Below are 22,840 nucleotides of genomic sequence, written 5' to 3'. Positions count from 1 at the left end.
TAAAAGGCGCCTTACATGAGCTGGAACTTTGCACTGATACTTTTTGTGCTGCTGGTGCTTACCGGCATTATCTGGGCATTGGACGTTACCGTTTTACGGCGTCGCCGTGCGGCGCGCGCACAGGCCGCCGCCGCCGGGGTGGACACCGCCTACGCGACCGACGCCCAGGAGGCCGCCCGCCTGCGCCAGGAGGCCGCTTCCGCGGCGTCGCGCGTTCCCTGGTGGGTCGAATACGCAGTCAGCTTCTTTCCGGTGATTCTTTTCGTCTTCGTGCTGCGCTCATTCGTGGTCGAGCCGTTTCGCATTTCTCGGCTCCATGCTGCCCACTCTGCAGTCCGGCGATCTGATCCTGGTGAACAAATTCACCTACGGTATCCGCTTGCCCATCGTGGACAAGAAGGTCATCGACGTCGGCGATCCCGAACGGGGCGATGTAGTGGTGTTCCGTTATCCCGTTGATACCAACGTGGATTACATCAAGCGTATCGTCGGGCTGCCGGGTGACGAAGTCGCCTATCTCGACAAGAAGCTGTACATCAATGGCAAATTGGTGCCGCACGTGCGCGACGGCGAGTACTTCGAGCCCGATCGCGTGTCGTACATCGGCCAATACGAAGAGAAATTGGGCGAAGTTAGCCACCAGATATTGCTGGATGCCGACAAATCTCAGGTTTTTGGCCCAATCTGGCAGTTCCCGGGACTGGCCAACTGCGATTACGCGCGTAATGGAGTACGCTGCAAAGTACCCGAGGGCCATTATTTCGCCATGGGTGACAACCGCGACAACAGTGCCGACAGCCGCTACTGGGGTTTCGTGCCAGACGGTAATATTGTCGGGAAGGCATTCTTCATCTGGATGAACTTCAGCGACCTCGGCCGTATCGGCAGCTTTAACTGACATGTCTCTCGCCACGCTGGAAACCCGCCTGGATTACCGCTTCGGTAGCACGGCCCTGCTCGAGCAGGCGCTGACGCACCGGAGCCACAGCGCCCGTCATAACGAGCGCCTCGAGTTCCTGGGCGATTCCGTGCTGAACTTCGTCGTGGCCGCCATGTTGTACGAACGCTTCCCCAAGCTCGACGAAGGCGATCTTTCGCGTTTGCGTGCCAATCTGGTCAAGCAGGCGTCGCTGGCCGATATTGGCCAGCGTCTCGAACTCTCCCAGCATCTGCGGCTGGGAGAAGGCGAACTCAAGAGCGGCGGTTTTCGTCGCCCCTCCATCCTGGCCGACGCCGTCGAAGCCATTTTCGGCGCCGCATTCCTGGATGGCGGTTTCGATGCGGCGCGCAAGGTCATCGCCCGGCAGTACCAGCCGGTGCTGGCCAGCGTCGACCCGAAAACACTGGGCAAGGACGCCAAGACGCTGTTGCAGGAATTCCTGCAGGGTCGCAAGCTGGCCTTGCCGCTCTATACCGTCGTCGCCACTCACGGCGCGGCGCACAGCCAGCAGTTCGAAGTCGAATGCGCAATACCCGCGCTCGAAATCAAGGTGGTTGCGCCCGGTGCCAGCCGCCGTGCCGCCGAGCAATCCGCCGCCAAGCTGGCGCTCGAGGCTGCGCAGGCGGCCAGTCCGGTCCGCGCCGCCCGTAAATCGGGCAAGGCCCGCAAAACCGCGCAACTGTCGCTGCCAGTGGCAGTGGCTCAAGAGATCAAATGAGCGATACCCCTTTCCGAACCGGCTTCATTGCCGTGGTCGGACGCCCCAATGTGGGCAAGTCCACCCTGACCAACTCCCTGATCGGTTCGAAAATCTCCATCGTGTCGCGCAAGGCGCAGACCACGCGGCATCGCATCCATGGCGTGCTGACCCGCGAGCACGAGCAGTTTGTTTTCGTGGATACGCCAGGGTTCCAGACGCGCCACGGCGGCGCCATGAATCGCATGATGAACCGCGTGGTCACCCAGGCGCTGGCCGAGGTCGACGTGGTGGTGCATGTGGTCGAGGCGGGCAAATGGACCGACGGCGATGCCAAGTTGCTGCCTTTGTTGCCCGACGCCAAGCGCACCATCCTGGTTGTCAGCAAGATCGACGCCGTGAAACGGCGCGACGACCTGTTTGCCTTCGTTTCCAAGATCGTTGCCCAGCACCCCTACGATGCCGTGGTGCCCGTCAGCGCGCTGAAGTCGCAACAGCTCGACCAACTGCTCGCTGAAATTGCGCAGCGGCTGCCCGAAGGCGAACCGCTGTTCGAAGAAGACACGCTCACCGACCGTCCCGTGCGATTCATTGCGGCCGAATTGCTGCGCGAGAAGATCTTCCGCCTGGTCGGTGACGAACTGCCCTACGGCTGTACGGTTGTCATCGAGCAATGGGAAGAGAACGACAAGGCCGTGCGCGTTGCGGCCTGCGTGGTGGTCGAGCGCGACAGCCACCGCCCCATTCTGCTCGGCGCGGGTGGCGAACACATGAAGCGCATCGCCACCGAGGCGCGCCAGGACATCGCCAAATTGCTCGACAAACCCGTGCACCTCGAGGTGTATATCAAGGTTCGCAAGGGTTGGTCGGATCGCGAAAGCGCGCTGCGCGATCTGGGTTATGAGTAGAAGGGCGCATCGCGTCCAGGATTGTGCAGCCTACATGCTCCATGCCACCGCGTGGCGCGAAACATCGCTCATCGTCCAGAGTTTTTCCCGGGAACACGGATGTGTGGCCCTGGTGGCCAAGGGCGCCAAGCGCCCGTATTCAGTGTTGCGGCCGGTGCTGTCGGCCTTTCAACCGCTGCTGCTGTCCTGGAGCGGCGCGGGCGAGGTCAAGACGCTGACCCGTGCAGAGGTGGCCGGGATGCGGGCCCTGGCCGGCACGGCGCTGATGTCGGCCTGGTACATGAACGAATTACTGCTGCGGCTGCTACCGCGCGAAGATGCCCACCCGGCGCTGTTCGATGCCTACGATGCCGCCCTGCAGCGTCTGGCCGGCGGCAGCCGGGCCGCGGGCGCGTTGCGGCGCTTCGAATGGACCCTGTTGCGCGAAACGGGCTACGGGATCGACGAGTCCGAGCCCGATTTCGACGATCCGGCCATCGAGCCGGCCCTCAGGCGCGATCTGCGGGAGCGGCTGGCTGCAAACCTGGCCGGACGGCCGCTGGCCACGCGGCGGGTGCTGCTGGACCTGCAGCGGTTATAGACACGTCGCTGCGCAACTCCGGCCTGCGCGGCCCGACCTGCGCGGCCCGGCCTACGCGGCCCGGCCTGCGCGGCCCGGCCTACGCGGCGCGGAATTATGGCGATTTCGACTGCCCGGGCATCCACTCCAATTGCTGCCCATCCCGGATCTTGTACACATCCAGGGTCTGATAGTTGCCCGACCCAGCTGTGACCAGGGTGACCACCAGCTCGGGCTGGCCGTCGCCATCCAGGTCTTTCAGTTCGGCCTGCCGCAATTCGCCATTGCGCGGCCGGATGAGGCCTGCCGCATAGTCGCCGACCGACAGATCGCGGTACAGCCGCACACTGTAAGTGCCTATCGAGGCGGGTTCGCCAGTTTCCTGGGCCACGACCACGGTCGCTGGCGCCGCTGCCAGCGGCACGATGATAGGCTCGGGCGCTGCGGCGTCAGCCGGGCTGGAAGACCCGGTCCATTCGACCACGCTGGCCTGGTTGCTGCGCCGGTCCACCAGGCACAACAGCGTCTGCGCGGCGCCCTGCATGTGCGCCTGAGGCGCCTTTCCCCGGATGAGCAAGGCGGTCTGTCCGGACTGGTCGTCGAATTGCATCGGCACGCCCAGTTGTTCGGTGTGCCCCAGCCCCGACACCTGCGCGCACAGCCGCAATGCACGGTCTTCTTGTTGCTTCCACGCCTGGGGCGAACTGGCGTGCGCGGCGGGCAGGTGGACCCCGGCGGCAGTGAAGCCGCAGGCAAGGGCGAAGCGCAATAATGGGGGCATTCAGGGCACTCGTGTCGTGAACAGTGCCTGATGATGTACCACGCCTCGCATGCATGTGTCCATGGGGCGGCGTGCCCGTCGGCGGCCGCTACCGAGCGCGCATCGGCGGAGCCATGCCACTCGCCGCTTTCTCGGATGACGGCGCCCGCTGGAGCGGGCCTCGATTGCCGCGCATGGCCGCGCCGTCACTGGCTACGGCGCAAAAGAAAGGGCCCGCGCAACGCGGGCCCCAGGATGGCCGGCAATACCGCGCGCTTAGTCGCGGTCTCCGCCGAAGATGCCCAGCAGCATCAGCAGGTTCGAGAACACGTTGTAGACATCCAGGTAGATGGCCAGGGTGGCGGACACGTAATTGGTTTCGCCGCCGTTGACCACGCGCTGCAGGTCGACCAGCATGAACGCCGAGAAGATGACAATGGCCAGCACCGAGACGGTAAGCATCAGGGCCGGCATCTGCAGGAAGATGTTGGCCAGGGCAGCCACCAGGATGACCACGGCGCCCGTGAACAGCCATTTCTGCATGCCCGACAGGTCGCGCTTGATCGTGGTGGCGAGGGTCGCCATGGTGCCGAATACGATTGCCGTGCCGCCAAAAGCGGTCATGACGAGCTGCGCGCCATTGCCCATGCCCAGCACGAAGCCCAACAGGCGGGACAGCATGATGCCCATGAAGAACGTGAAGCCCAGCAGCAGCACGACGCCCATGGACGTATGCTTGTTTTTCTCGATGGCGTACATCAAGCCGAACGCACCGACCAGAAACACAATGGCGGACAGCCCCGGGCTGGTCATCATGACCTGGTTCACGCCGGAGTACAGGCCGACTGCTGCGCCCAGCACGGTGGGTATCAGCGATAGCGCCAGCAACCAATACGTGTTGCGCAGCACCTTGTTGCGGACGACCTCGCCTGGCGCGCCGGCGTAGGCGCCCGAGCGGTTGAATGGGGAAGGACGATAATCGTTCATGGACGGCTCCTGTGGGCGGCAAAAAGATTGCCCTGTGCAATTAGATAGCTAGGATACCTTACAGTTCCCTGAAAAATCCACCCAGACGTGCCATGCAGCGCTGTCGGGGGGCTCACAAGGCCAAAATCAGGTCATCCGGGGCGCACCGCGCGCACGGCACGTTCGATGAGGTCGGGCAGTTCGGCTTCCAGCCGCGCCCGCAGGCTGGCAGCGGCCTCATCGACGGCGTGCTGTATGGCTTGCTCGAGTTCGGCCTGCAGGGCGGACCGCAGCACCGCGTCGCCTGCCGACGCAGTGCTCCAGACCGCCTGCGGCGTTCCGGGCCCGCCGGCTGCCACCGAGGTCGGACCCGCGCCGGGCGCCTCGGCTACCTGAGTCAGCACCGGCAGTTCCGGTTCCGGCGAAGCAAATGTGGTGCCTGAAAGCGGGTCGGCTTGCAGCGTGGGTTCGGCCCGCTGGGTCAGGGTAGGGATGCCAGGGTCGGAATATTCGGACATGTGGGCTCCGGTAAGGCGGTGGCCTAGGCGGCGCGGCCCGCCAGGTCGTGGCTGTGAGGCGCGTGCCCGGCGGCTGCGTAGGCGCGCCAGCGTTGGCGCGCCGCCTGACGGTCGGCCGGGTCATCTGAAACGATTTCCAGCACGCGCACAAAGGCGTCGTAGCCAGGAGGGCAGTCGTCGTCGAGATTGAGCAGCCAGCATTCGACGGCCGCATCGCTAATCGGCGGCGGCTGAGGCGCCGCGGCGGTGAGCGTGACAGGCGTGTCGGGCGCGAGGGGGTCGGAGGCCAGCACATGCGGTACGAAAGCGATGTCGTCGAACGCCCAGAGCATGCGGTCGAAAGCGGCCAGCCGCGCCCCGTTGGAACAGTAGACCACCAGCCGATGGCCCGCCTGGTAGCGCTTGCGTGCCGCCTGGCAGGCGGCGCGCAAGCGGTCGGAGGCGCCAAAGGCGAAATCGATGCGCGGCATGGGCGACCCGAGGCCCTCAAGCCTGATCGAGCAGGAACTGCATCAGCAGCGGCACCGGGCGGCCAGTGGCGCCCTTGTCTTTGCCGCCCCGCCAGGCCGTGCCGGCGATGTCCAGGTGGGCCCAGCGGTATGCCTTGGCAAAGCGCGACAGGAAGCAGGCCGCCGTGACCGAGCCGGCCGGCGGTCCGCCGATATTGGCGATATCGGCGAAGTTCGACTTGAGCTGGTCTTGGTAGGCGTCCTCGAGCGGCATGCGCCAGGCGGGATCGAGCGCCTGCCGGCCGGCCGCCAGCAGGGCGTCGGCCAGGGCGTCGTCCGGGGTGAACAGCCCGGTATTGACGTGGCCCAGCGCAACCACGCAGGCGCCGGTGAGCGTGGCGATGTCGATCACGGCGGACGGCTTGAAGCGCTCGGCATACGTGAGCGCGTCGCACAGCACCAGGCGGCCTTCGGCATCGGTATTCAGGATTTCGATGGTCTGGCCCGACATGCTGGTGACGACATCGCCCGGCTTGTTGGCCTTGCCGCTGGGCAGGTTTTCGCAGGCCGCGATGAGGCCCACTACGTCGAGCGGGAGCTCGAGTTCGGCCAGTGCGCGGAAGGTGCCCAGCACGCTGGCCGCGCCGCACATGTCGTACTTCATTTCGTCCATGGTGGCGGCGGGCTTGAGCGAGATGCCGCCGGCATCGAAGGTGATGCCCTTGCCTACCAGGACCACCGGGCCCGATTTGGATTTCTTGGCCGCCTTCACGCTATGGCGCAGAACGATGAAGCGCAACGGCTCATCGGAGCCGCGGGCCACCGACAGGAACGACCCCATGCCCAGCGCTTCGACCTGCTTGCGGTCGAGCACCTCGACTTTCAGGGACTTGAATTCTCGAGCCAGCTTCCTGGCCGTTTCGCCCAGGTAGGTGGGCGTGCAGACGTTGCCCGGCAGGTTGCCCAGCGTACGGGTGAGTTCCATGCCGTTGGCGATGGCCCCGCCTTCACGCAGGCCTTGCTGCGCCTGAGCGGTGTCGCTGCGCTCGACAACTTGCACGACCTTCTTCAGTTTAGGGCGCGCATCGCGGTCGGGTGTGCCGAAGCTGGCGTCGTAATGGTAGACCGCTGCGCCGGCCGCGATGGCGGCCGCCCGGGCCCGTGCACGGATCGAGACCTCGGCGACGGGGTTGGCGGCCAGCGTGGAAACGGCCTCGGTGACGCGTGCCGCCACGCATGCGGAAGCAAAACCCTGTTCGGCCGCGGCGTGAGCGCGTGCGCTGTATTCGGCTTGCTTGCCCAGGCCCACCAGCACCACGCGTTGCGCCGATACGCCGGGCAGTGCGCGCAGCACCAGCGTGGAACCCGCGCGGCCGCGAAATTCGGCCTTGACGACCTGGCGGATCGCGTTGTTGCTGGCCCGGTCGATGATGTCGGCCGCAGGGCTGAGCTCGCCATCGGCGTACACACCCACGGCCAGCGCCGCGGTCTTGATTTGATGCAGGGAAGCGGTGGTCTGTGTGCTAAATTCCATGGAGGATTCCCGTGTGCGTGGTGCAGTGCGGTTGATTATCCCGCATATTCTCACATGTCTCTATTCAAACGGTCGGTCGTTGCCGAGATCACCAGCCATGCAGGCGTGGTGTTCTCGACGCTGGTAGTGGTGTGGCTCAGTGTGTTGCTGGTGCGCTTGCTGGGCGAGGCCGCAGGCGGAACCATCGGCGCCGACGTCGTGCTCGGCCTGGCGGCTTTTTCCACGATCACGGCCTTGCCCACCGTGCTTTCGGTGTCGCTGTTCATCGCCGTGCTCACCACCGTCACCCGCAATTACCGCGAATCCGAGATGGTGGTGTGGTTTGCCAGCGGCCTGTCGTTGGCCGATTGGCTGCGCCCCGTGCTGCGCGTGGCGGTGCCGGTGGCCATGTTGGTGGCGGTGCTGACGCTCATGGCCTCGCCGTGGGCATATCGCCAGATCGCCGAGTACCGCGAACGCTTCGAACAGCGTTCAGACCTGTCCAAAGTCACGGCGGGGCAGTTCGCCGAGTCGGGCGATGGCCAGCGCGTATTTTTCGCGGAAGAACCTGTCGATTCCGGCGACGAGCTGGGGGCCGTATTCGCCCGCGAACTCGGTCCGGAATGGCACAGCGTCATGACGGCAAGCAGCGCCCGCATCGAGACCGAACCCAACGGGGACCGCTTCCTGGTGCTGGGCTCGGGGCACCGATACGATCTCAAGCCCGGCAGCCCCGAAATCCGGCTGGTCGATTTCGACCGCTACGGTATGCGGCTCGAGAGCAGGTCGGGCGATCCGATGGCCGAGGCGCGTGCCGCTGCCGAGCGATCCAGCAAGGCCCGCCCCACGATGCAACTGATCGCAGACGACACCGACGGCGCTCGCGCGCAGATCATGTGGCGCCTGTCTTTGCCGCTGGCCGCGCTGAACCTGGCATTGCTCGCCATCCCTCTGGGCGCCGTCAACCCGCGCCTGGGCCGCTCGGGTGATCTGCTGATTGCCGGCCTGGTGGGGCTGCTGTACATGAATGTGATCAACCTTTCCCGCGCGTGGATCAGCAGCGGCAAGTTGCCATTCAGCGTCGGGGTTTGGGCGGTGCACGCGGTGGTGCTGGCACTTGCCGCCTATCTGCTGATGCGCCGCCTGCGCGTCAAGGCGCCGCGCCAGCCTTCATAGGCGGACTAGGGCAGGTAGCGCATCCCGCCCTGCCGGCCCGCCAGCAAGGCCGCGTTGCGCGCCATCGACCGGCGCATGAAATCCCACAGTACCGACATGCGCTTGAGCTTGTGCAGGTCTTCGTGGCAATACATCCAGAAGCTGCGGGTGATGGCGATTTCGTCTTCGAGCACCGGTACCAGGCGAGCGTCCTGCGCGGCGATGAAGCACGGCAGGATCGCCAGCGATCTTCCCTGCAGCGCCGCGTGGTATTGCGCCACGACACTGGTGCTGCGCAACACCACCCGGCTTTCCGGCAACAGGTCTTCCAGATAGCGCAGGCGTTCGCTGAACAGCAATTCGTCGACATAGCCGATGAAGCTGTGCCCGGCCAGGTCGGCGCGTCCGGTGATGGGCGCATGGCCTGCCAGGTAGCCGGGCGTGCCGTATAGACGCAAGGTGTAGTCGCACAGCTTGGTGCACACATACGGACCGCGCTGCGGCCGTTCAATGGTGATGGCCAGGTCGGCCTCGCGCTTGGACAGGCTGACAAAGCGGGGAACTGGCAGGATGTCCAGCGTGATGTGCGGATAGCGGCGCTGAAAATCGGCGGCCAGGGGCGTCAGCACATAACTGCCGAAGCCTTCCGTTGCGCCGATGCGCAGGTGCCCGGACAACGCCTGGCCGATGCCGGACAGATTCTCGCGGGCGCTCTGCAGGGCGCTTTCCATCTGCTCGGCATAGACGAACAGGCGCTGGCCGTCTTCCGTCAGCACGAAGCCGGTGCTGCGCGACTTTTCGAACAGCAGCGAATCCAGTTCGGCTTCGAGCGCCCGGATGCGCCGGCCCACTGTGGTGTGTTCCACCCCCAGGCGCCGCGCCGCCGCGCTGATGCGCTGCGTACGCGCCACCTCCAGAAAATAACGCAGGCCGTCCCAGTCGAGCACGCTGACTCCGTTGGTTATTTATGCACAATGAATGTGCAATTTGTGCTGTTGCCGGATGATTTTTACACATCTACACTAGATCGGCCACCCGCCCTCAGCCGGGGCGGCACGGGCGACAACATCTATAAATCACCGGAGACAAACATGACACTGCACGCTCGCGGGCTGGCCGCCGGTTTCTGCCTGGGCGCCGTACTGGCTGTTCCTGCCATGGCTGCCGATCTACCCCCAGTGAAGATCGGCGTGCTGACCGATATGTCCGGGACGTATGCGGCGATGGGCGGGCCGGGCTCCGTGGCTGCCGCACAATTGGCCATCGATGATTGCCTGGCCGCCGAATGCAAGGGCATGAAGATCGAGCTGGTGTCCGCGGATAACCAGAACAAGGCCGATGTGGGCGCGTCGCGCGCACGCGAGTGGTTCGACCGCGACGGCGTCACCGCCATCGCCGACCTGACCAATTCGGCCGTGGCGCTGGCCGTGCAGGGCATCGCCCGCGAGAAAAACAAGGTGGTGCTGTTCTCGGGTCCGGCGACGACGGCCCTGACCAATAAAGAATGCTCGCCGCTGGGCTTTCACTGGATGTTCGACACTTACTCGCAGTCGGCAGGCGGCGCCAAGGCCACGGTACGGGCCGGGGGCAAGTCGTGGTACTTCATCACGGTCGACTATGCGTTCGGGCACTCGCTCGAATCCGACACGGCCAAGGCGGTGAAAGCCCTGGGTGGGGCGGTTGCAGGTTCGGTGCGCCACCCCCTGAACGCGCCCGACTTCGCGTCGTATCTGCTGCAGGCGCAAAGCTCCAAGGCCCAGGTCGTGGCACTGGCCAACGGCGGGCAGGACACCGTCAATGCGGTCAAGCAGGCCCGCGAATTCGGCATCGTCGAGGGTGGACAGCGGCTGGTGTCTTTGTTGATTTTCCTGACTGACCTGCGTGCGCTCGGTCTGGACAACGCCCAGGGCCTGTCGTACGTCGACGGCTTTTACTGGGACTACGACGACGCCACGCGCGAATGGTCGGCGCGATTCGAAAAAGCGTTCCGGGGTCTCAAGCCCACCATGACCCAGGCCGGCGTCTACTCCAGCGTGCTGCACTACCTGCGCGCCGTGGCGGCCAGCGGCAGCACCGATGGCCGCGTCGTGGCCGACAAGATGCGGGAATTGCCCATCAAAGACCCGATCATGCGCAACGCCAGCATCCGCCCCGATGGCCGGGTCATCCATGACATGTATCTGTACGAAGTGAAAAAGCCGGATGAATCCAAGGGCGGCTGGGACTATTCCAAGCTGGTCGCCACGATACCCGCCCAAGAAGCCTTCCAGCCGCTGGCTGATTCCACCTGCCCGCTTTTGAAGAAGTGAACGCGGGCGCCAGAGGGGCCACGCGGTCGCCCTCGCGCCCGGCAGTATTCCCATATTTCCTAGGAGCAACCTCATGAGTGAAGTTCCCAGCGTACCGCTATTGATCGGCGGAAAGCTCGTCCAATCCAAGACCAGCGAATGGCGCGACGTGATCGACCCGGCCACGCAACAGGTGGTGGCGCGCGTCCCGTTCGCCACGCGTGACGAACTGGACCTGGCCGTCTCCAACGCCAAGGAAGCATTCCAGACCTGGCGCAATACCGGGCAGGGCGCGCGCATGCGCGTCATGTTGAAGCTGCAGCAGCTGCTGCGTGAAAACACAGGCAAGCTGGCCGAGATGATCACGCGCGAGCACGGCAAGACCCTGCCTGACGCCGAGGGCGAAGTCGGCCGTGGGCTGGAAGTGGTGGAGCACGCCTGCTCGATCGCCAGCCTGCAGCTGGGCGAGTACGCGGAAAACGCCGCCGGCGGCATCGATGTCTACACGCTGATCCAGCCCCTGGGCGTTTGCGCCGGCATTACCGCCTTCAACTTTCCAGTGATGCTGCCGTGCTTCATGTTTCCCATTGCGGTGGCATGCGGAAATACCTTCGTGCTCAAGCCCTCCGAGCAGGACCCCACCTCGTCGCTGTTCCTGGCCCAGCTCGCGCTTGAAGCAGGGCTTCCGCCCGGCGTGCTGAATGTCGTGCATGGCGGCCCCGAAACAGCCAACGGACTGTGTGAACATCCGGATATCAAGGCGGTGTCCTTCATCGGCTCGACCCGGGTGGGGTCGGAAATCTACCAGCGCGCTTCGAATTCCGGCAAGCGCTGCCAGGCAATGATGGGCGCCAAGAACCATTGCGTGATTCTGCCCGACGCCGACCCCGAAGTGGCGCTGAATCAGTTGCTGGGAGCGGCCTTCGGCGCGGCCGGGCAGCGCTGCATGGCCGCTTCGGTGGCCGTGCTGGTGGGCGAGGCGCGCAACTGGCTTCCCGACTTCGTCGAGCGTGCCAAGAAGCTGAAAGTGAACGCCGGCACTGACCGCGATGCCGACCTGGGCCCGCTGGTGTCGCCCAATGCCAAGAAGCGGGTCGAAAGCCTGATCCAGCAGGGCGTGGACGAAGGTGCGAAACTGCTGCTGGACGGCCGCAACCTGAAGGTCGCCGGCTTTGAACAGGGCAACTTCGTGGGCCCCACGGTGTTTGACGGCGTCACGGAAAACATGACGATCTATACCGAGGAAATCTTCGGACCCGTGCTTGCCGTGGTCGGCGTCGACACGCTTGAAGAAGCGGTGGAATTCATCAACCGCAACCCCAACGGCAACGGCGTGGCGCTGTTCACGCAGGATGGGGGGGCTGCCCGCTACTTCCAGAACAACGTGGACGTCGGCCAGGTTGGCATCAACATTCCCATTCCGGTGCCGGTGGCGTGGTTCAGCTTCACCGGTTCGCGCGGCTCCAAGCTGGGCGACCTGGGACCCAATGGCAAGCAGGCCGTGCAGTTCTGGACCCAGACCAAGACGGTGACCGCGCGCTGGTCGGCGCACGGACGTTCCGTCAACACCACCATCTCGATGCGCTGAGCGCAGCGTTTACCCGGAGCCGGGGCCGGCGATTTAAACTTATATTTATAAGTAATATAAACGTCGTTCTATATTACTTATAATTGGCTCTCTTACCGGGGCCAATATGAACCTGCAGCAATTCCGATTCGTGCGAGAAACCATCCGGCGCGACTTCAACCTCACCGAAGCCGCGCGGATGCTTTATACGTCGCAACCCGGCGTGTCGAAAGCCATCATCGAGTTCGAAGACGAGCTGGGCATCAAGATCTTTGAACGCCATGGCAAGCGCATCAAGGGCCTGACCAAGCCGGGGCTGGCTGTGTCGCAGGTCATCGACCGCATCATGCGCGAAGTCGATAACCTGAAGAAGGTCAGCGACGAATTCGCCCGCCGCGATGAAGGGGGCCTGGTGATCGCCTGTACCCACACGCAGGCCCGATATCTGTTGCCGCGCGTCATTCCCGCGTTTCGCAAGCAGTTTCCCAAGGTGCACCTGTCGCTGGCCGAAGGCAGCCCCGCGCAGCTGGCCGAAATGGTGCTGCACGAGCAGGCCGATCTGGCCCTCGCCACCGAATCCCTGGCATTGACCCCCGGTCTGGCGACCCTGCCCGTCTATACCTGGGAACATACCGTCGTGGTGCGGCCGGACCATCCCCTGTGCGAACTCACCAGCAGCGCCGCCAGGAATCTGACGCTGGCCCAGTTGGCGGAATATCCCATCGTGACTTACGACCGGGCCTTCACGGGGCGGTCCACCATCGACGAAGTGTTTGCCAGCCAGAGCATTCATCCGGACATCGTGCTGGAAGCCATTGATGCGGACGTCATCAAAACCTATGTCGACGTGGGCCTGGGCATCGGCATCATCGCCGGCGTGGCGTACGATCCGCGCCGCGACAGCAATCTGGTGGGCCTGCCGGTGGGCCATCTGTTCGGCACGCACACCACGCGCGTGGGGGTGAAGGCGGGGGTCTTCCTGCGCGACTACGTCTACACCTTTCTCGAAATGATGGCGCCGTCCCTGACCCGACAGGTGGTCACCGATGCCGTCCAGGGTCAGAATCCCTGACCGCTGCGTGCATGCATGCCCCCGAACCGGCCGGATACGGCCGGTTTTTTATTGCGCCGAACCGACTGCGCTATGCGCGCCACGCTGCCGATAAAAATAATAAATAAGAATCGATCCTATTTGTGTTGACTAAAAAATGGGAATCATTATCATTAACTTCGGTTCATCGATCTGGGGTACACATCATGTCAGCAGCGCTTAGCGCGGTGGTCGTCGGTGCAGACAGGCTGGGAAACATTCCCGATCTGCTCAAGGGGCACAATATTTCGATCACGCATCACATCAGTGGCCGCGACCCTTCGCACCAGAAGAAGACGCTGCAACTGCCTTCCGGCACGCAATTGGTCATATTGCTTACCGATTTCCTTGGGCACAACGTGATGAAGACATTTCGCCACGCGGCCCAGCGCGGTGGCATACGCGTGGTGGCGTGCAGGCGATCGGTATGCAGCATGAAGCAGGCCCTGCAGCAATGCGGCCTGTGCTCGATGCATTGAATTCGTCTGGCGCTTATGCCAGCCGACATGTGGCCGGCCGCGACGAATGCCTGCAGGTGTCGGCGGTGCCACGTGGTACTGCGGCCGCGCTTGGGCAATCAGTGCGGTTCCGGCGGCGGCAGCGGGCCGCCTACCTGGCTGGGGCCGCGGCCAGCAGAGCGCCATCCAGCCGGCGCGCGCCGTTGTAGCGCTTGGCCCAATACGTCATGTTCATTTTTTCGATACGCACGACGCCGCCAGGGCTGGGCGAGTGCACGAACCGCTGGTCACCCAGGTAAATGCCCACGTGTGAATAGCGCCGCCCCAACGTGTTGAAAAAGACCAGATCGCCCGGCTGCAGGTGCTTTTTGTCGATGGCCGTGCCCAGCAGGGCCATGGCGGAACTGCTGCGCGGCAAGCGCACGCCCAGCGCCTGTTCGGCGGTGTACGAGACCAGGCCACTGCAATCGAAACCCGTGTCCGGTGACGACCCGCCGTAGCGGTAGGGCACGCCCAGTTGTTCGAGGGCGACGCTGATCAACGGGTCGTTCACCGCCTGCTGGCGTTCACGCGTCAGCTTGCGCGCGACCAGTGCGCCGATCGGGTCGGCGGATTTGGCGGCCTGGGCAAGGTCGTCGGGGAAGAGTGCGGGGTCAGTGGAAGCGGATTGTGGCCGGGTGCCTGCGCAACCAGCCAGCAAGAGACACGTCGCCACGAGCGGCAACAGGCCGCGCCGGACGATGCGGCTGCGCTGGGATCTGTTGTTGGCTGCGGAAAAGTATCGGTGCATGCCCGCCGAGCGAGGCGCCAGGCCCCATGGATACTGTTGGAATTGCCGCGATTCTAGCAAATGCCCCCGAGCGTGGGGCTGCGCGCGGTCGACCGTCGGCGTACCGGGGTTTACCCCAGGTGCCAAGGCAAGCCTGATGCAAGGTTTACGCGCCACAATAGCGCCCGATAGAGGCCAAGACGCCCGCGCTACCGGAGAGCACGTCCGTCATCGGAGACAAGCATGCAAAAAACCCGCGATTTTCATCGTCGCTCCATCGACGACCGCGACGCGTTCTGGCGCGCCGAGGCCGAGCGTATCCATTGGGAAACCCCCTTCGAGCAGGTGCTCGATTATTCGCGCCCGCCGTTCGCACGCTGGTTCGTGGGCGGCCACACCAACCTTTGCTACAACGCCGTCGACCGCTGGCTGCCGCAGCAGGCCGATCAGCCCGCCCTGATCTGGGTGTCCACCGAAGTCGATCGCGAGATCACCTACACCCGCCGCCAGCTGTACGAAGAAGTCAATGCCGTGGCCGCCATGTTGCGCGAACAAGGCGTCGGGCGCGGCGACCGCGTATTGCTCTACATGCCCATGGTGCCCGAGGCCGTGTTCACCATGCTGGCCTGTGCTCGCCTGGGTGCGGTGCATTCCGTCGTGTTCGGAGGCTTTGCCTCGGTGAACCTGGCCCAGCGCATTGACGATGCCGCGCCCAAGGTCATCGTGTGCGCCGACGCGGGGTCACGCGCCGGCAAGGTGGTGCCGTACAAGCCGCTGCTCGACAAGGCGCTGACTTTGTGTGCCCAACCGCCGGGCTCGGTCATCGTGCTCGATAGGGGCCTGGCCGATGCGCCGCGACAGGCCGGCCGCGATCTCGACTACGCCGAGCTGCGCGCCCGCCATCAAGGCGCGCAGGTGCCGGTGCAATGGCTTGAATCGTCCGCGCCCAGCTATATTCTCTATACGTCGGGCACGACCGGCCGGCCCAAGGGGGTGCAACGCGATGTCGGCGGCTACGCGGTGGCACTGGCCGCGTCCATGGAATACCTGTTCGACGGCAAACCGGGCGATACCTACTTCTGCACCAGCGATATCGGATGGGTTGTGGGCCACTCCTATATCGTCTATGGCCCGCTGATCGGCGGCCAGGCCACGATTCTGTACGAGGGCACGCCGGTACGTCCCGATGGTGCCGTTTTGTGGAAATTGGTCGAACGCTACGGTGTCAACACCCTGTTTTCCGCTCCCACGGCCGTGCGCGTGCTCAAGCGCCAGGCGCCCGAGCTGCTGTCGCGCCATGACCTGTCGTCATTGCGAGCCGTATACCTGGCCGGCGAGCCGCTTGACGAGCCCACCGCGCAATGGGTGGCGCAGGGGCTGGGCAAACCCATCATCGACAACTACTGGCAAACGGAGTCCGGCTGGCCCATTCTTTCGGCGCAGCCGGGCGTCGAACGGGTACCCACTCGCTTTGGCAGCCCGTCGTTCCCTGTCTATGGCTTCGATGTGCGCATCGTCTGCGAGGCGACCGGCGCCGACCTCGGCCCCAACGAAAAAGGCGTGGTGGCCATCGCGCCGCCGTTGCCGCCCGGTGCCATGTCCACCATCTGGGGCGACGACGAACGTTTCGTGCAGACGTATTTTTCCTCGATTGCCGGCCGCCAGCTGTATTCCACCTTCGATTGGGGGCGCATCGACGACGAGGGCTACTGGTTCATCCTGGGCCGCACCGACGACGTCATCAACGTCGCCGGCCACCGACTGGGCACTCGGGAAATCGAAGAATCCATCAACAGCCACCCGGGCATCGCCGAGTGCGCGGTGGTCGGCGTGGCCGATACGCTGAAAGGGCAGGCGGCCGTGGCCTTCGCCGTGCTCAAGAATGCGGCGGCCGCAGGCACGCCTGACGACGCCCGGGCGCTGGAAGGCGATATCATGCGCGTGGTAGAAGAACAGCTGGGCGCCGTAGCGCGCCCGGCGCGCATACGGTTCGTGGCGGCGCTCCCCAAGACACGGTCCGGCAAGGTGCTGCGCCGGGCCATCGTGGCCGTATGCGAAGGGCGTGATCCCGGCGATCTCACCACCATCGAAGATCCTTCCTCACTCGAACAAATCAAGGAATCTCTCCAATGAAAACCAAACCCACGCTGGCCGCCGAAGACGTCAAGAAAATCCTGGCCGCGGCCGAAGCGCATGCCGTGAAGAACGGCTGGGCTGTGACCATCGCGGTGGTCGACGATGGCGGGCACGTGCTGGGCATGCTGCGTCTGGACGAAGCCGCCCCGATTTCCAGCCACATAGCGCCGGCCAAGGCGCAGACTGCCGCGCTGGGCCGCCGCGAATCCCGTGTGTACGAAGAAACCATCAACGGCGGCCGTTACTCGTTCCTGTCGGCGCCGCTGCTGCAAGGCATGCTGGAAGGTGGTGTGCCTATCGTCGCCGAGGGCACGGTGATCGGCGCGGTGGGTGTCTCGGGCGTGAAGTCCTCCGAAGACGCTGAAATCGCCCGCGCCGGCATCGAGGCGCTGGGCCTGTGACCAGCCCGCTGCCCGCCGAACCGGCTGGCGCGGCGGCCAGCAGCCCGGCGACGGGGTGGGCTGGCCTGCTCAACCCCGGCGTCACCCGCCGCGAGGTGTGGGCTTGGGCGATGTACGATTTCGCCAACTCTGGCTACACCACGGTGATTCTCACCACCGTGTTCAGCACGTATTTTGTGGGCGTCGTGGGGCAAAGGGCCGATTGGGCCACACTGGCCTGGACCGCGGCCCTGTCGCTGTCCTATCTGGCCATCATGCTGACCATGCCCACGCTGGGCGCCCGCGCCGATGCGCGGGCGGCTAAGCGGCGCCTGCTCTACACCAGCACCATGGGCTGCGTTGCCGCGACACTGGTGCTGACGCAGGCCGGACCGGGCGACGTCTGGCTGGCGCTCGCGGCCGTGGCCGTATCCAACTACTGCTACTGCGTGGGCGAATCCGTGGTGGCGGCCTTCCTGCCCGAACTGGCGCGCCCTGCCTCACTGGGGCGTGTGTCCGGGTGGGGCTGGAGCTTCGGCTACTGCGGCGGCATGCTCACCCTCGGCCTGTCGCTGGCAGCCGTTTCGCTGGGCGAGGCGCGCGGCATGTCGGCCGAGCAGTATGTGCCCTGGGTCATCGTGATCACGGCACTGATGTTCGCCCTGGCGGCCTTGCCGTCGTTCTTCATGCTGCGCGAACGCGCGGTGCCGCACGTGGCCGCGGCGCGCTCGCCCCATATGCTGCGCCGCCTGGCGGCCGCATGGCGCGATACCGGAGCCCATTATCCGGAATTCCGCCGCCTGCTCATCTGCGGGGCCTGCTATCAGGCGGGGATCGCCGTCGTCATCACGTTGGCCGCGGTATATGCCGAGCAGGTCATGGGTTTCAGCCTTCCGCAGATCATGCTGCTGGTGTTCACGGTGAACATCGGCGCGGCCGCCGGGGCGTTCGGTTTCGGCTACCTGCAAGATCGCATCGGCCACAAGCGGGCGCTGGCCATCACCCTGGCCGGATGGATAGTCATGGTGCTGGTGGCCTACGCGGCGGTCACGGCCGCCGTGTTCTGGGCGGCCGCCATCCTGGCGGGGCTATGCATGGGCACCAGCCAGAGCGCCGGCCGGGCCATGGTGGGTGCGCTGGCGCCATCATCGCGCCTGGCCGAGTTCTACGCCCTGTGGACCTTCGCAGTGCAGCTTGCCGCCGTGGTGGGGCCGCTGACCTACGGCCTGGTGACCTGGCTCACGGGGGGCAACCACCGCCTCGCCATCCTGGTGACCGGCATATTCTTTGTCGGCGGACTGGTCCTGCTCTCCCGCGTAGATATCCGTAGCGGCCTGGCTCGCCGGGCCGCGCACGGCTGAAGCGTCATGCCGCGCCGCTGGTATCCTTACGGATTCCGATGTCGGCGTGCGCGCCCGCCTGGCCGGCTCGCGCCTGCGGTCGCGTAAGGTGCCCGTAAGAGCGCGGCGATACGGTTGGCCCCAGACAGCCCCGCAAAACGTACAAATCACGAACTCCCGGAGACACTCATGTCAAATTCCATCACATCCGTCCTGGTCGAAACTCGCGTGTTCGAACCGCCCCAGCGCGCCGCGCAGGGAGCCCGCATCGACAGCATGGATGCCTACCGCGCACTCTGCCAGGAACTCGAACAGGACTTCGACGGCTTCTGGACGCGCCACGCCCGCGAGAACCTTACCTGGACCAAGCCGTTCACGCAGGTGCTCGACGAATCGAACGCGCCTTTCTACCGCTGGTTCGGCGATGGCGAGCTGAACGTATCGGCCAATTGTCTCGATGTGCACCTGCACAACGGCAACGCCGACAGAACCGCCATCATTTTCGAGTCCGACGACGGCAAGGTCGATAAAGTCACCTATCGCGAGTTGCTGGCGCGCGTTTGCCGGTTCGCCAATGGCCTGAAATCGCTGGGCTACAAGAAGGGTGACCGCGCCATCATCTACATGCCGATGTCCATCCAGGCCGTGGTCGCCATGCAGGCCTGCGCGCGGCTGGGCGTGACCCATTCCGTGGTGTTTGGCGGCTTCTCGGCCAAGAGCCTGCAAGAGCGCATCGTCGACGTCGGCGCCTCGCTGGTCATCACGGCCGACGAGCAGGTACGCGGTGGCAAGACCATACCGCTGAAGCCGGCCGTCGAAGACGCCATTGCCATGGGCGGCTGCGATGCGGTGTCCCAGATCGTGGTCTACAAGCGAACCGGGGGCACCGTGCCCTGGACAGAGGGTCGCGACCTCTGGATGCACGACGTCGAAGCCGGCCAGCCCGACACCTGCGAGCCCGTGCCCGTCAACGCCGAGCATCCCCTCTTCATTCTGTACACCTCCGGATCCACCGGCAAGCCCAAGGGCGTGCAACACTCGTCGGCCGGCTATCTGCTGTGGGCGCTGCTGACGGTCAAGTGGACGTTCGATGCGCGTCCGGACGACGTCTATTGGTGCACGGCCGACGTGGGCTGGATCACCGGCCATACTTACATTACCTACGGCCCGTTGGCGGCCGGCCTGACGCAGATCGTCTTCGAAGGCGTTCCCACTTACCCCGACGCCGGCCGCTTCTGGGACATGATCGAGCGCCACAAGGTCACCACGTTCTATACGGCGCCCACTGCCATCCGGTCGCTGATCAAGGCGTCCGAGGCCACGCCCTCCACGCACCCCCGCAACTACAAGCTCGACAGCCTGCGCATCATCGGATCGGTGGGCGAGCCCATCAATCCCGAAGCCTGGATGTGGTATCACAAGAACGTCGGCCAGGAACGCTGCCCCATCGTCGACACCTGGTGGCAGACCGAAACCGGCGGACACATGATCAATCCGCTGCCAGGGGCCACGCCCACCAAACCGGGCTCATGCACGCTGCCTTTGCCCGGCATCGCTGCGGCCGTGGTCGATGAAACGGGCGGCGATGTCGAACCCGGCAAGGGCGGCTTTCTTGCCATCAAGCGCCCGTGGCCGTCCATGATCCGCACCATCTGGGGCGACCCCGAGCGCTTCAAGAAAAGCTATTTTCCGCCCGAATTGCGCGGATACTACCTGGCCGGTGATGGTGCGCAGCGCGACGCCGACGGGTATTTCTGGATCATGGGGCGCATCGATGACGTGCTGAACGTGTCCGGCCACCGCCTGGGCACCATGGAAGTCGAATCGGCGCTGGTGGCGCACGAACTCGTGGCCGAAGCTGCCGTCGTGGGGCGCCCCGATGACACCACCGGCGAGGCCGTGGTGGCATTTGTGGTGCTCAAGCGCGCGCGCCCCGAAGGCGAAGAAGCGCAGGCGATTGCCAAGCAGCTGCGCGATTGGGTCGGCAAAGAAATCGGCCCCATTGCCAAGCCCAAAGACATCCGCTTTGGCGACAACCTGCCCAAGACGCGCTCCGGAAAAATCATGCGGCGCTTGCTGCGCGTGGTTGCCAAGGGCGAAGAAGTCACGCAGGACGTCTCCACGCTCGAAAACCCGGCCATACTCGACCAGCTGGCCAAGTCCGTCTGACCTGCGGGCCGGTCGCCGGTGTGGCGCCCGTCGAGTCGCCCCGGCCACATCGTCAGCGACGGGCAGCATGAACCCCGGCCGGGCGGGCGGTGGCCTTCGCCGCTTCGGCCCGTGGCCCGGGCCCGGCGCTTCGCCTGAAATGCCCCGGGCTACGAGTATCATCCACTGCGCACGTCCCGGTTTCGGCCGGTACGGCGCATTTTCTTTATTCAGCGAGTTTTCTTGAGCCGCAGCAATTTCGATCGCGCCGGACTGGCGCTGATGTTCATGACCGTCGCGGTCTGGGCAGGCAGCTGGGTGGCCATGAAATACGTCGTGCCCTATATCGGGCCCTTCGACTTCGTGGCCGTGCGCTATCTGGCCGGCAGCGCGGTGCTGTTCGCGCTGCTGTTCGCGCTGCGCCGGCCCCTGGCCATGCCACCCTGGAAGCTCACCTTGCTCATCGGTGTGACGCAGACCACGGCGTTCCAGATCTGCGTCCAGTCCGCGCTGGTCACCGGGGGCGTGGGCAAGGTGTCGCTGCTGGCCTATACCATGCCGTTCTGGGTTGTGGCGTTTGCCTGGGCTTTGCTGGACGACAGGCCTAGCCTGCGCCAGGGCGCCGGTGTTGCGCTGGCCGGCGGAGGGCTGGTGTGCTTTCTGGAGCCTTGGGGCGGCATGGGCGACGTGGGCGCCGTGCTGCTGGCATTGGGCGGCGGGCTATGCTGGGGGCTGGGCACGGTGCTTTCCAAGCGCATGTTCAACCGACATGCGCCTGATCTGATGACATTCACCGCCTGGCAAATGCTGATGGGCGGCGCCGTTTCCGTGCCGGCTGCGTTACTGGTGCCGCAGGCGCCTGCCCAGTGGGTTTGGCAATTGTGGGCCGGCATGCTCTACATTGTGTTGGTCGCCACGGCGGCGGGCTGGCTGTTGTGGCTGTCGGTGGTCAGGCGCGTGCCTGCTTCGATCGCCGGCCTGGCGAGCCTGGCCGTGCCCGTGTTGGCCACCTTGCTTGCTTGGGCCCTGCTGGGCGAGCGTCCCACGCTGGTCGAGGCCGGCGGCATGATGCTGATTCTTGGGGGCCTGTGGGTCGTCGGCCGATCAGGCCCCGATCGGGAATGAAGAGAGACGTGTGCGGGCGTATCCGCCATTTTTTGGTGCTACAGGAGGATTCATGATTGATTTGCGCAGCGACACCGTCACGCGACCGACGGCCGCCATGTTGCAGGCCATGGCAGCGGCCCCGTTGGGCGACGACGTCATGGGCGACGATCCCACGGTGCAAGATCTGCAGGCGGCCCTGGCCGAACGCACCGGCAAAGAGGCGGGCCTGTTCTTTCCCTCGGGCACCCAAAGCAATCTGGCGGCGCTGATGGCGCATTGCGGCCGCGGCGACGAATATCTGGTTGGCCAACAGGCGCACACCTACAAATACGAAGGGGGCGGCGCCGCAGTGCTGGGCAGCATCCAGCCTCAGCCTGTCGAGCATGCGGCCGATGGCACGCTGCCCCTGGAAAAACTGGCGGCCGCCCTGAAACCTCACGACGATCCGCATTTCGCGCGCACGCGTCTGCTTGCGCTGGAAAACACGTTTCAAGGCAAAGTCATCCCGGCCGACTATATTGGGCAGGCGGCGGCGTTTGCGCAGCAGCATGGCCTCGGCCTGCATCTGGACGGGGCCCGCGTCTTCAATGCAGCCGTCGCGTCCGCACGGGCCGTGCATGAGGTCTGCGCGCCGTTCGACAGTGTGTCGATCTGCTTTTCAAAGGGCCTGGGTGCGCCGGTGGGCTCTGTGCTGGTGGCCAGTCGTGCCCTGATAGAGTCGGCGCGGCGCTGGCGCAAGGTGTTGGGCGGCGGCATGCGGCAGGCCGGCGTACTGGCCGCTGCTTGCCTGCATGCCCTGCAGCACCACGTCGATCGCCTGGAGCAGGACCACCACAACGCACGTTTGCTGGCCGAAGGCCTTGCCGATATCGAAGGGGTGCGCGTACTCGCCAACGACACCAATATGGTGTTTGCCGAATTCACGCAACGCGACGGGGAGCCCTTGTCGCAGGCACTGCAGGAGCAGGGCATCCTGATGCGCGCCGTCTATGGCGGCCCGACACGCATGGTGACGCACCTGGACGTTTCAGCCGACGACATCCGCAAGACAGTCGGCGCGATCCGGTCGTACTACGGCTGAGCGGAACGGCT

General features: G+C 64.9%; 20 protein-coding genes and 2 pseudogenes. 15 read left to right on the top strand and 7 right to left on the bottom strand.

Translation table 11 applies throughout. The features are described 5' to 3' along the window. Window positions 1-15 precede the first annotated feature (15 nt). The 4 genes and pseudogenes from lepB (at window position 16) to recO (ending at window position 3,125) form a co-directional block, all read left to right on the top strand. A pseudogene (gene lepB, locus ACV17W_RS06975) lies at window positions 16-898 on the top strand (signal peptidase I). 1 nt (window position 899) lies between these two features. Beyond that, complete coding sequence (gene rnc, locus ACV17W_RS06970; RefSeq protein WP_462595699.1) at window positions 900-1,658, top strand: ribonuclease III; 759 nt, start codon at window positions 900-902, stop codon at window positions 1,656-1,658. Then, window positions 1,655-2,545 (top strand): GTPase Era, encoded by an 891-nt coding sequence (gene era / locus ACV17W_RS06965; RefSeq protein WP_462595698.1) that lies wholly within the window; start codon window positions 1,655-1,657, stop codon window positions 2,543-2,545. Before rnc ends, era begins: the two co-directional genes overlap by 4 nt. Further along, on the top strand, window positions 2,538-3,125 hold the full coding sequence (recO, locus tag ACV17W_RS06960; protein ID WP_462595697.1) for a DNA repair protein RecO: 588 nt from the start codon (window positions 2,538-2,540) through the stop codon (window positions 3,123-3,125). Before era ends, recO begins: the two co-directional genes overlap by 8 nt. Before the next feature lie 94 nt (window positions 3,126-3,219). Here the strand turns inward: recO and ACV17W_RS06955 are convergent, their stop codons facing one another. The 5 genes from ACV17W_RS06955 to ACV17W_RS06935 all read right to left on the bottom strand — a co-directional run bounded on the left by ACV17W_RS06955 (window position 3,220) and on the right by ACV17W_RS06935 (window position 7,331). Next, window positions 3,220-3,885 (bottom strand): PliI family lysozyme inhibitor of I-type lysozyme, encoded by a 666-nt coding sequence (locus ACV17W_RS06955; protein ID WP_462595696.1) that lies wholly within the window; start codon window positions 3,883-3,885, stop codon window positions 3,220-3,222. 255 nt (window positions 3,886-4,140) lie between these two features. After that, window positions 4,141-4,851 (bottom strand): Bax inhibitor-1/YccA family protein, encoded by a 711-nt coding sequence (locus tag ACV17W_RS06950; protein ID WP_462595695.1) that lies wholly within the window; start codon window positions 4,849-4,851, stop codon window positions 4,141-4,143. Between the two features lie 131 nt (window positions 4,852-4,982). Then, on the bottom strand, window positions 4,983-5,348 hold the full coding sequence (locus ACV17W_RS06945) for a hypothetical protein (protein ID WP_462595694.1): 366 nt from the start codon (window positions 5,346-5,348) through the stop codon (window positions 4,983-4,985). Window positions 5,349-5,371: 23 nt separating this feature from the next. Further along, window positions 5,372-5,818 (bottom strand): DNA polymerase III subunit chi, encoded by a 447-nt coding sequence (locus ACV17W_RS06940; RefSeq protein WP_462595693.1) that lies wholly within the window; start codon window positions 5,816-5,818, stop codon window positions 5,372-5,374. Window positions 5,819-5,834: 16 nt separating this feature from the next. Beyond that, on the bottom strand, window positions 5,835-7,331 hold the full coding sequence (locus ACV17W_RS06935; protein ID WP_462595692.1) for a leucyl aminopeptidase: 1,497 nt from the start codon (window positions 7,329-7,331) through the stop codon (window positions 5,835-5,837). A 54-nt stretch (window positions 7,332-7,385) separates the two neighbouring features. Here ACV17W_RS06935 and lptF point away from each other — a divergent pair, with 54 nt between their 5' ends. Further along, the gene (gene lptF / locus ACV17W_RS06930) at window positions 7,386-8,486 is read left to right on the top strand and encodes an LPS export ABC transporter permease LptF (protein ID WP_462595691.1); all 1,101 of its coding nucleotides are present in this window, start codon (window positions 7,386-7,388) and stop codon (window positions 8,484-8,486) included. Window positions 8,487-8,491: 5 nt separating this feature from the next. On the opposite strand, the gene ACV17W_RS06925 is transcribed toward lptF, so the two are convergent. Further along, a complete protein-coding gene (locus ACV17W_RS06925) occupies window positions 8,492-9,412 on the bottom strand; it encodes a LysR family transcriptional regulator (RefSeq protein WP_462595690.1) in 921 nt (306 codons plus the stop codon). A gap of 144 nt (window positions 9,413-9,556) precedes the next feature. Between ACV17W_RS06925 and ACV17W_RS06920 the strand changes: the two genes are divergently transcribed. From ACV17W_RS06920 to ACV17W_RS06905, 4 genes are all read left to right on the top strand, one after another. Beyond that, window positions 9,557-10,774, top strand: a complete 1,218-nt coding sequence (locus ACV17W_RS06920; protein WP_462595689.1) for an ABC transporter substrate-binding protein — start codon at window positions 9,557-9,559, stop codon at window positions 10,772-10,774. Window positions 10,775-10,847: 73 nt separating this feature from the next. Beyond that, window positions 10,848-12,341, top strand: coding sequence for a CoA-acylating methylmalonate-semialdehyde dehydrogenase (locus ACV17W_RS06915; protein ID WP_462595688.1), 1,494 nt, complete (start codon window positions 10,848-10,850; stop codon window positions 12,339-12,341). Between the two features lie 106 nt (window positions 12,342-12,447). After that, entirely contained in the window at window positions 12,448-13,392 is a 945-nt protein-coding gene (locus ACV17W_RS06910) for a CysB family HTH-type transcriptional regulator (protein WP_462595687.1), read from the top strand. 185 nt (window positions 13,393-13,577) lie between these two features. Continuing rightward, window positions 13,578-13,889 (top strand): DUF2325 domain-containing protein, encoded by a 312-nt coding sequence (locus tag ACV17W_RS06905; protein ID WP_462595686.1) that lies wholly within the window; start codon window positions 13,578-13,580, stop codon window positions 13,887-13,889. 130 nt (window positions 13,890-14,019) lie between these two features. Here ACV17W_RS06905 and ACV17W_RS06900 read toward each other — a convergent pair whose 3' ends face one another. Beyond that, window positions 14,020-14,658, bottom strand: coding sequence for a C40 family peptidase (locus ACV17W_RS06900; RefSeq protein WP_462595685.1), 639 nt, complete (start codon window positions 14,656-14,658; stop codon window positions 14,020-14,022). 219 nt (window positions 14,659-14,877) lie between these two features. On the opposite strand from ACV17W_RS06900, the pseudogene ACV17W_RS06895 reads away from it, so the two are divergent. The 6 genes and pseudogenes from ACV17W_RS06895 to ltaE form a co-directional block, all read left to right on the top strand. Beyond that, a pseudogene (locus ACV17W_RS06895) lies at window positions 14,878-16,770 on the top strand (propionate--CoA ligase); the annotation flags it as partial. Further along, window positions 16,767-17,174 (top strand): GlcG/HbpS family heme-binding protein, encoded by a 408-nt coding sequence (locus tag ACV17W_RS06890; protein ID WP_462595684.1) that lies wholly within the window; start codon window positions 16,767-16,769, stop codon window positions 17,172-17,174. The pseudogene ACV17W_RS06895 and the gene ACV17W_RS06890, both read left to right, overlap by 4 nt. After that, window positions 17,171-18,514 (top strand): MFS transporter, encoded by a 1,344-nt coding sequence (locus tag ACV17W_RS06885; protein ID WP_462595683.1) that lies wholly within the window; start codon window positions 17,171-17,173, stop codon window positions 18,512-18,514. Before ACV17W_RS06890 ends, ACV17W_RS06885 begins: the two co-directional genes overlap by 4 nt. Before the next feature lie 168 nt (window positions 18,515-18,682). After that, window positions 18,683-20,662, top strand: a complete 1,980-nt coding sequence (gene acs / locus ACV17W_RS06880; RefSeq protein ID WP_462595682.1) for an acetate--CoA ligase — start codon at window positions 18,683-18,685, stop codon at window positions 20,660-20,662. Between the two features lie 222 nt (window positions 20,663-20,884). Further along, complete coding sequence (locus ACV17W_RS06875) at window positions 20,885-21,766, top strand: DMT family transporter (protein ID WP_462595681.1); 882 nt, start codon at window positions 20,885-20,887, stop codon at window positions 21,764-21,766. Window positions 21,767-21,818: 52 nt separating this feature from the next. Further along, complete coding sequence (gene ltaE, locus ACV17W_RS06870; protein ID WP_462595680.1) at window positions 21,819-22,829, top strand: low-specificity L-threonine aldolase; 1,011 nt, start codon at window positions 21,819-21,821, stop codon at window positions 22,827-22,829. Window positions 22,830-22,840: the final 11 nt, after the last annotated feature.

It is taken from the genome of Bordetella sp. MIP270_01_BMS (genome assembly GCF_054958705.1).
Note: the sequence above shows the minus strand (reverse complement) of the source record. Positions and strands in the feature narration are given on the sequence as shown.

What these genes read in the sequence shown, in the direction of transcription:
- rnc (WP_462595699.1), top strand. Translation starts at nt 900, where the DNA reads ATGTCTCTCGCCACGCTGGAAACCCGCCTGGATTACCGCTTCGGTAGC.
- era (WP_462595698.1), top strand. Translation starts at nt 1,655, where the DNA reads ATGAGCGATACCCCTTTCCGAACCGGCTTCATTGCCGTGGTCGGACGC.
- recO (WP_462595697.1), top strand. Translation starts at nt 2,538, where the DNA reads ATGAGTAGAAGGGCGCATCGCGTCCAGGATTGTGCAGCCTACATGCTC.
- ACV17W_RS06955 (WP_462595696.1), bottom strand. Translation starts at nt 3,885, where the DNA reads ATGCCCCCATTATTGCGCTTCGCCCTTGCCTGCGGCTTCACTGCCGCC.
- ACV17W_RS06950 (WP_462595695.1), bottom strand. Translation starts at nt 4,851, where the DNA reads ATGAACGATTATCGTCCTTCCCCATTCAACCGCTCGGGCGCCTACGCC.
- ACV17W_RS06945 (WP_462595694.1), bottom strand. Translation starts at nt 5,348, where the DNA reads ATGTCCGAATATTCCGACCCTGGCATCCCTACCCTGACCCAGCGGGCC.
- ACV17W_RS06940 (WP_462595693.1), bottom strand. Translation starts at nt 5,818, where the DNA reads ATGCCGCGCATCGATTTCGCCTTTGGCGCCTCCGACCGCTTGCGCGCC.
- ACV17W_RS06935 (WP_462595692.1), bottom strand. Translation starts at nt 7,331, where the DNA reads ATGGAATTTAGCACACAGACCACCGCTTCCCTGCATCAAATCAAGACC.
- lptF (WP_462595691.1), top strand. Translation starts at nt 7,386, where the DNA reads ATGTCTCTATTCAAACGGTCGGTCGTTGCCGAGATCACCAGCCATGCA.
- ACV17W_RS06920 (WP_462595689.1), top strand. Translation starts at nt 9,557, where the DNA reads ATGACACTGCACGCTCGCGGGCTGGCCGCCGGTTTCTGCCTGGGCGCC.
- ACV17W_RS06915 (WP_462595688.1), top strand. Translation starts at nt 10,848, where the DNA reads ATGAGTGAAGTTCCCAGCGTACCGCTATTGATCGGCGGAAAGCTCGTC.
- ACV17W_RS06910 (WP_462595687.1), top strand. Translation starts at nt 12,448, where the DNA reads ATGAACCTGCAGCAATTCCGATTCGTGCGAGAAACCATCCGGCGCGAC.
- ACV17W_RS06905 (WP_462595686.1), top strand. Translation starts at nt 13,578, where the DNA reads ATGTCAGCAGCGCTTAGCGCGGTGGTCGTCGGTGCAGACAGGCTGGGA.
- ACV17W_RS06900 (WP_462595685.1), bottom strand. Translation starts at nt 14,658, where the DNA reads ATGCACCGATACTTTTCCGCAGCCAACAACAGATCCCAGCGCAGCCGC.
- ACV17W_RS06890 (WP_462595684.1), top strand. Translation starts at nt 16,767, where the DNA reads ATGAAAACCAAACCCACGCTGGCCGCCGAAGACGTCAAGAAAATCCTG.
- acs (WP_462595682.1), top strand. Translation starts at nt 18,683, where the DNA reads ATGTCAAATTCCATCACATCCGTCCTGGTCGAAACTCGCGTGTTCGAA.
- ltaE (WP_462595680.1), top strand. Translation starts at nt 21,819, where the DNA reads ATGATTGATTTGCGCAGCGACACCGTCACGCGACCGACGGCCGCCATG.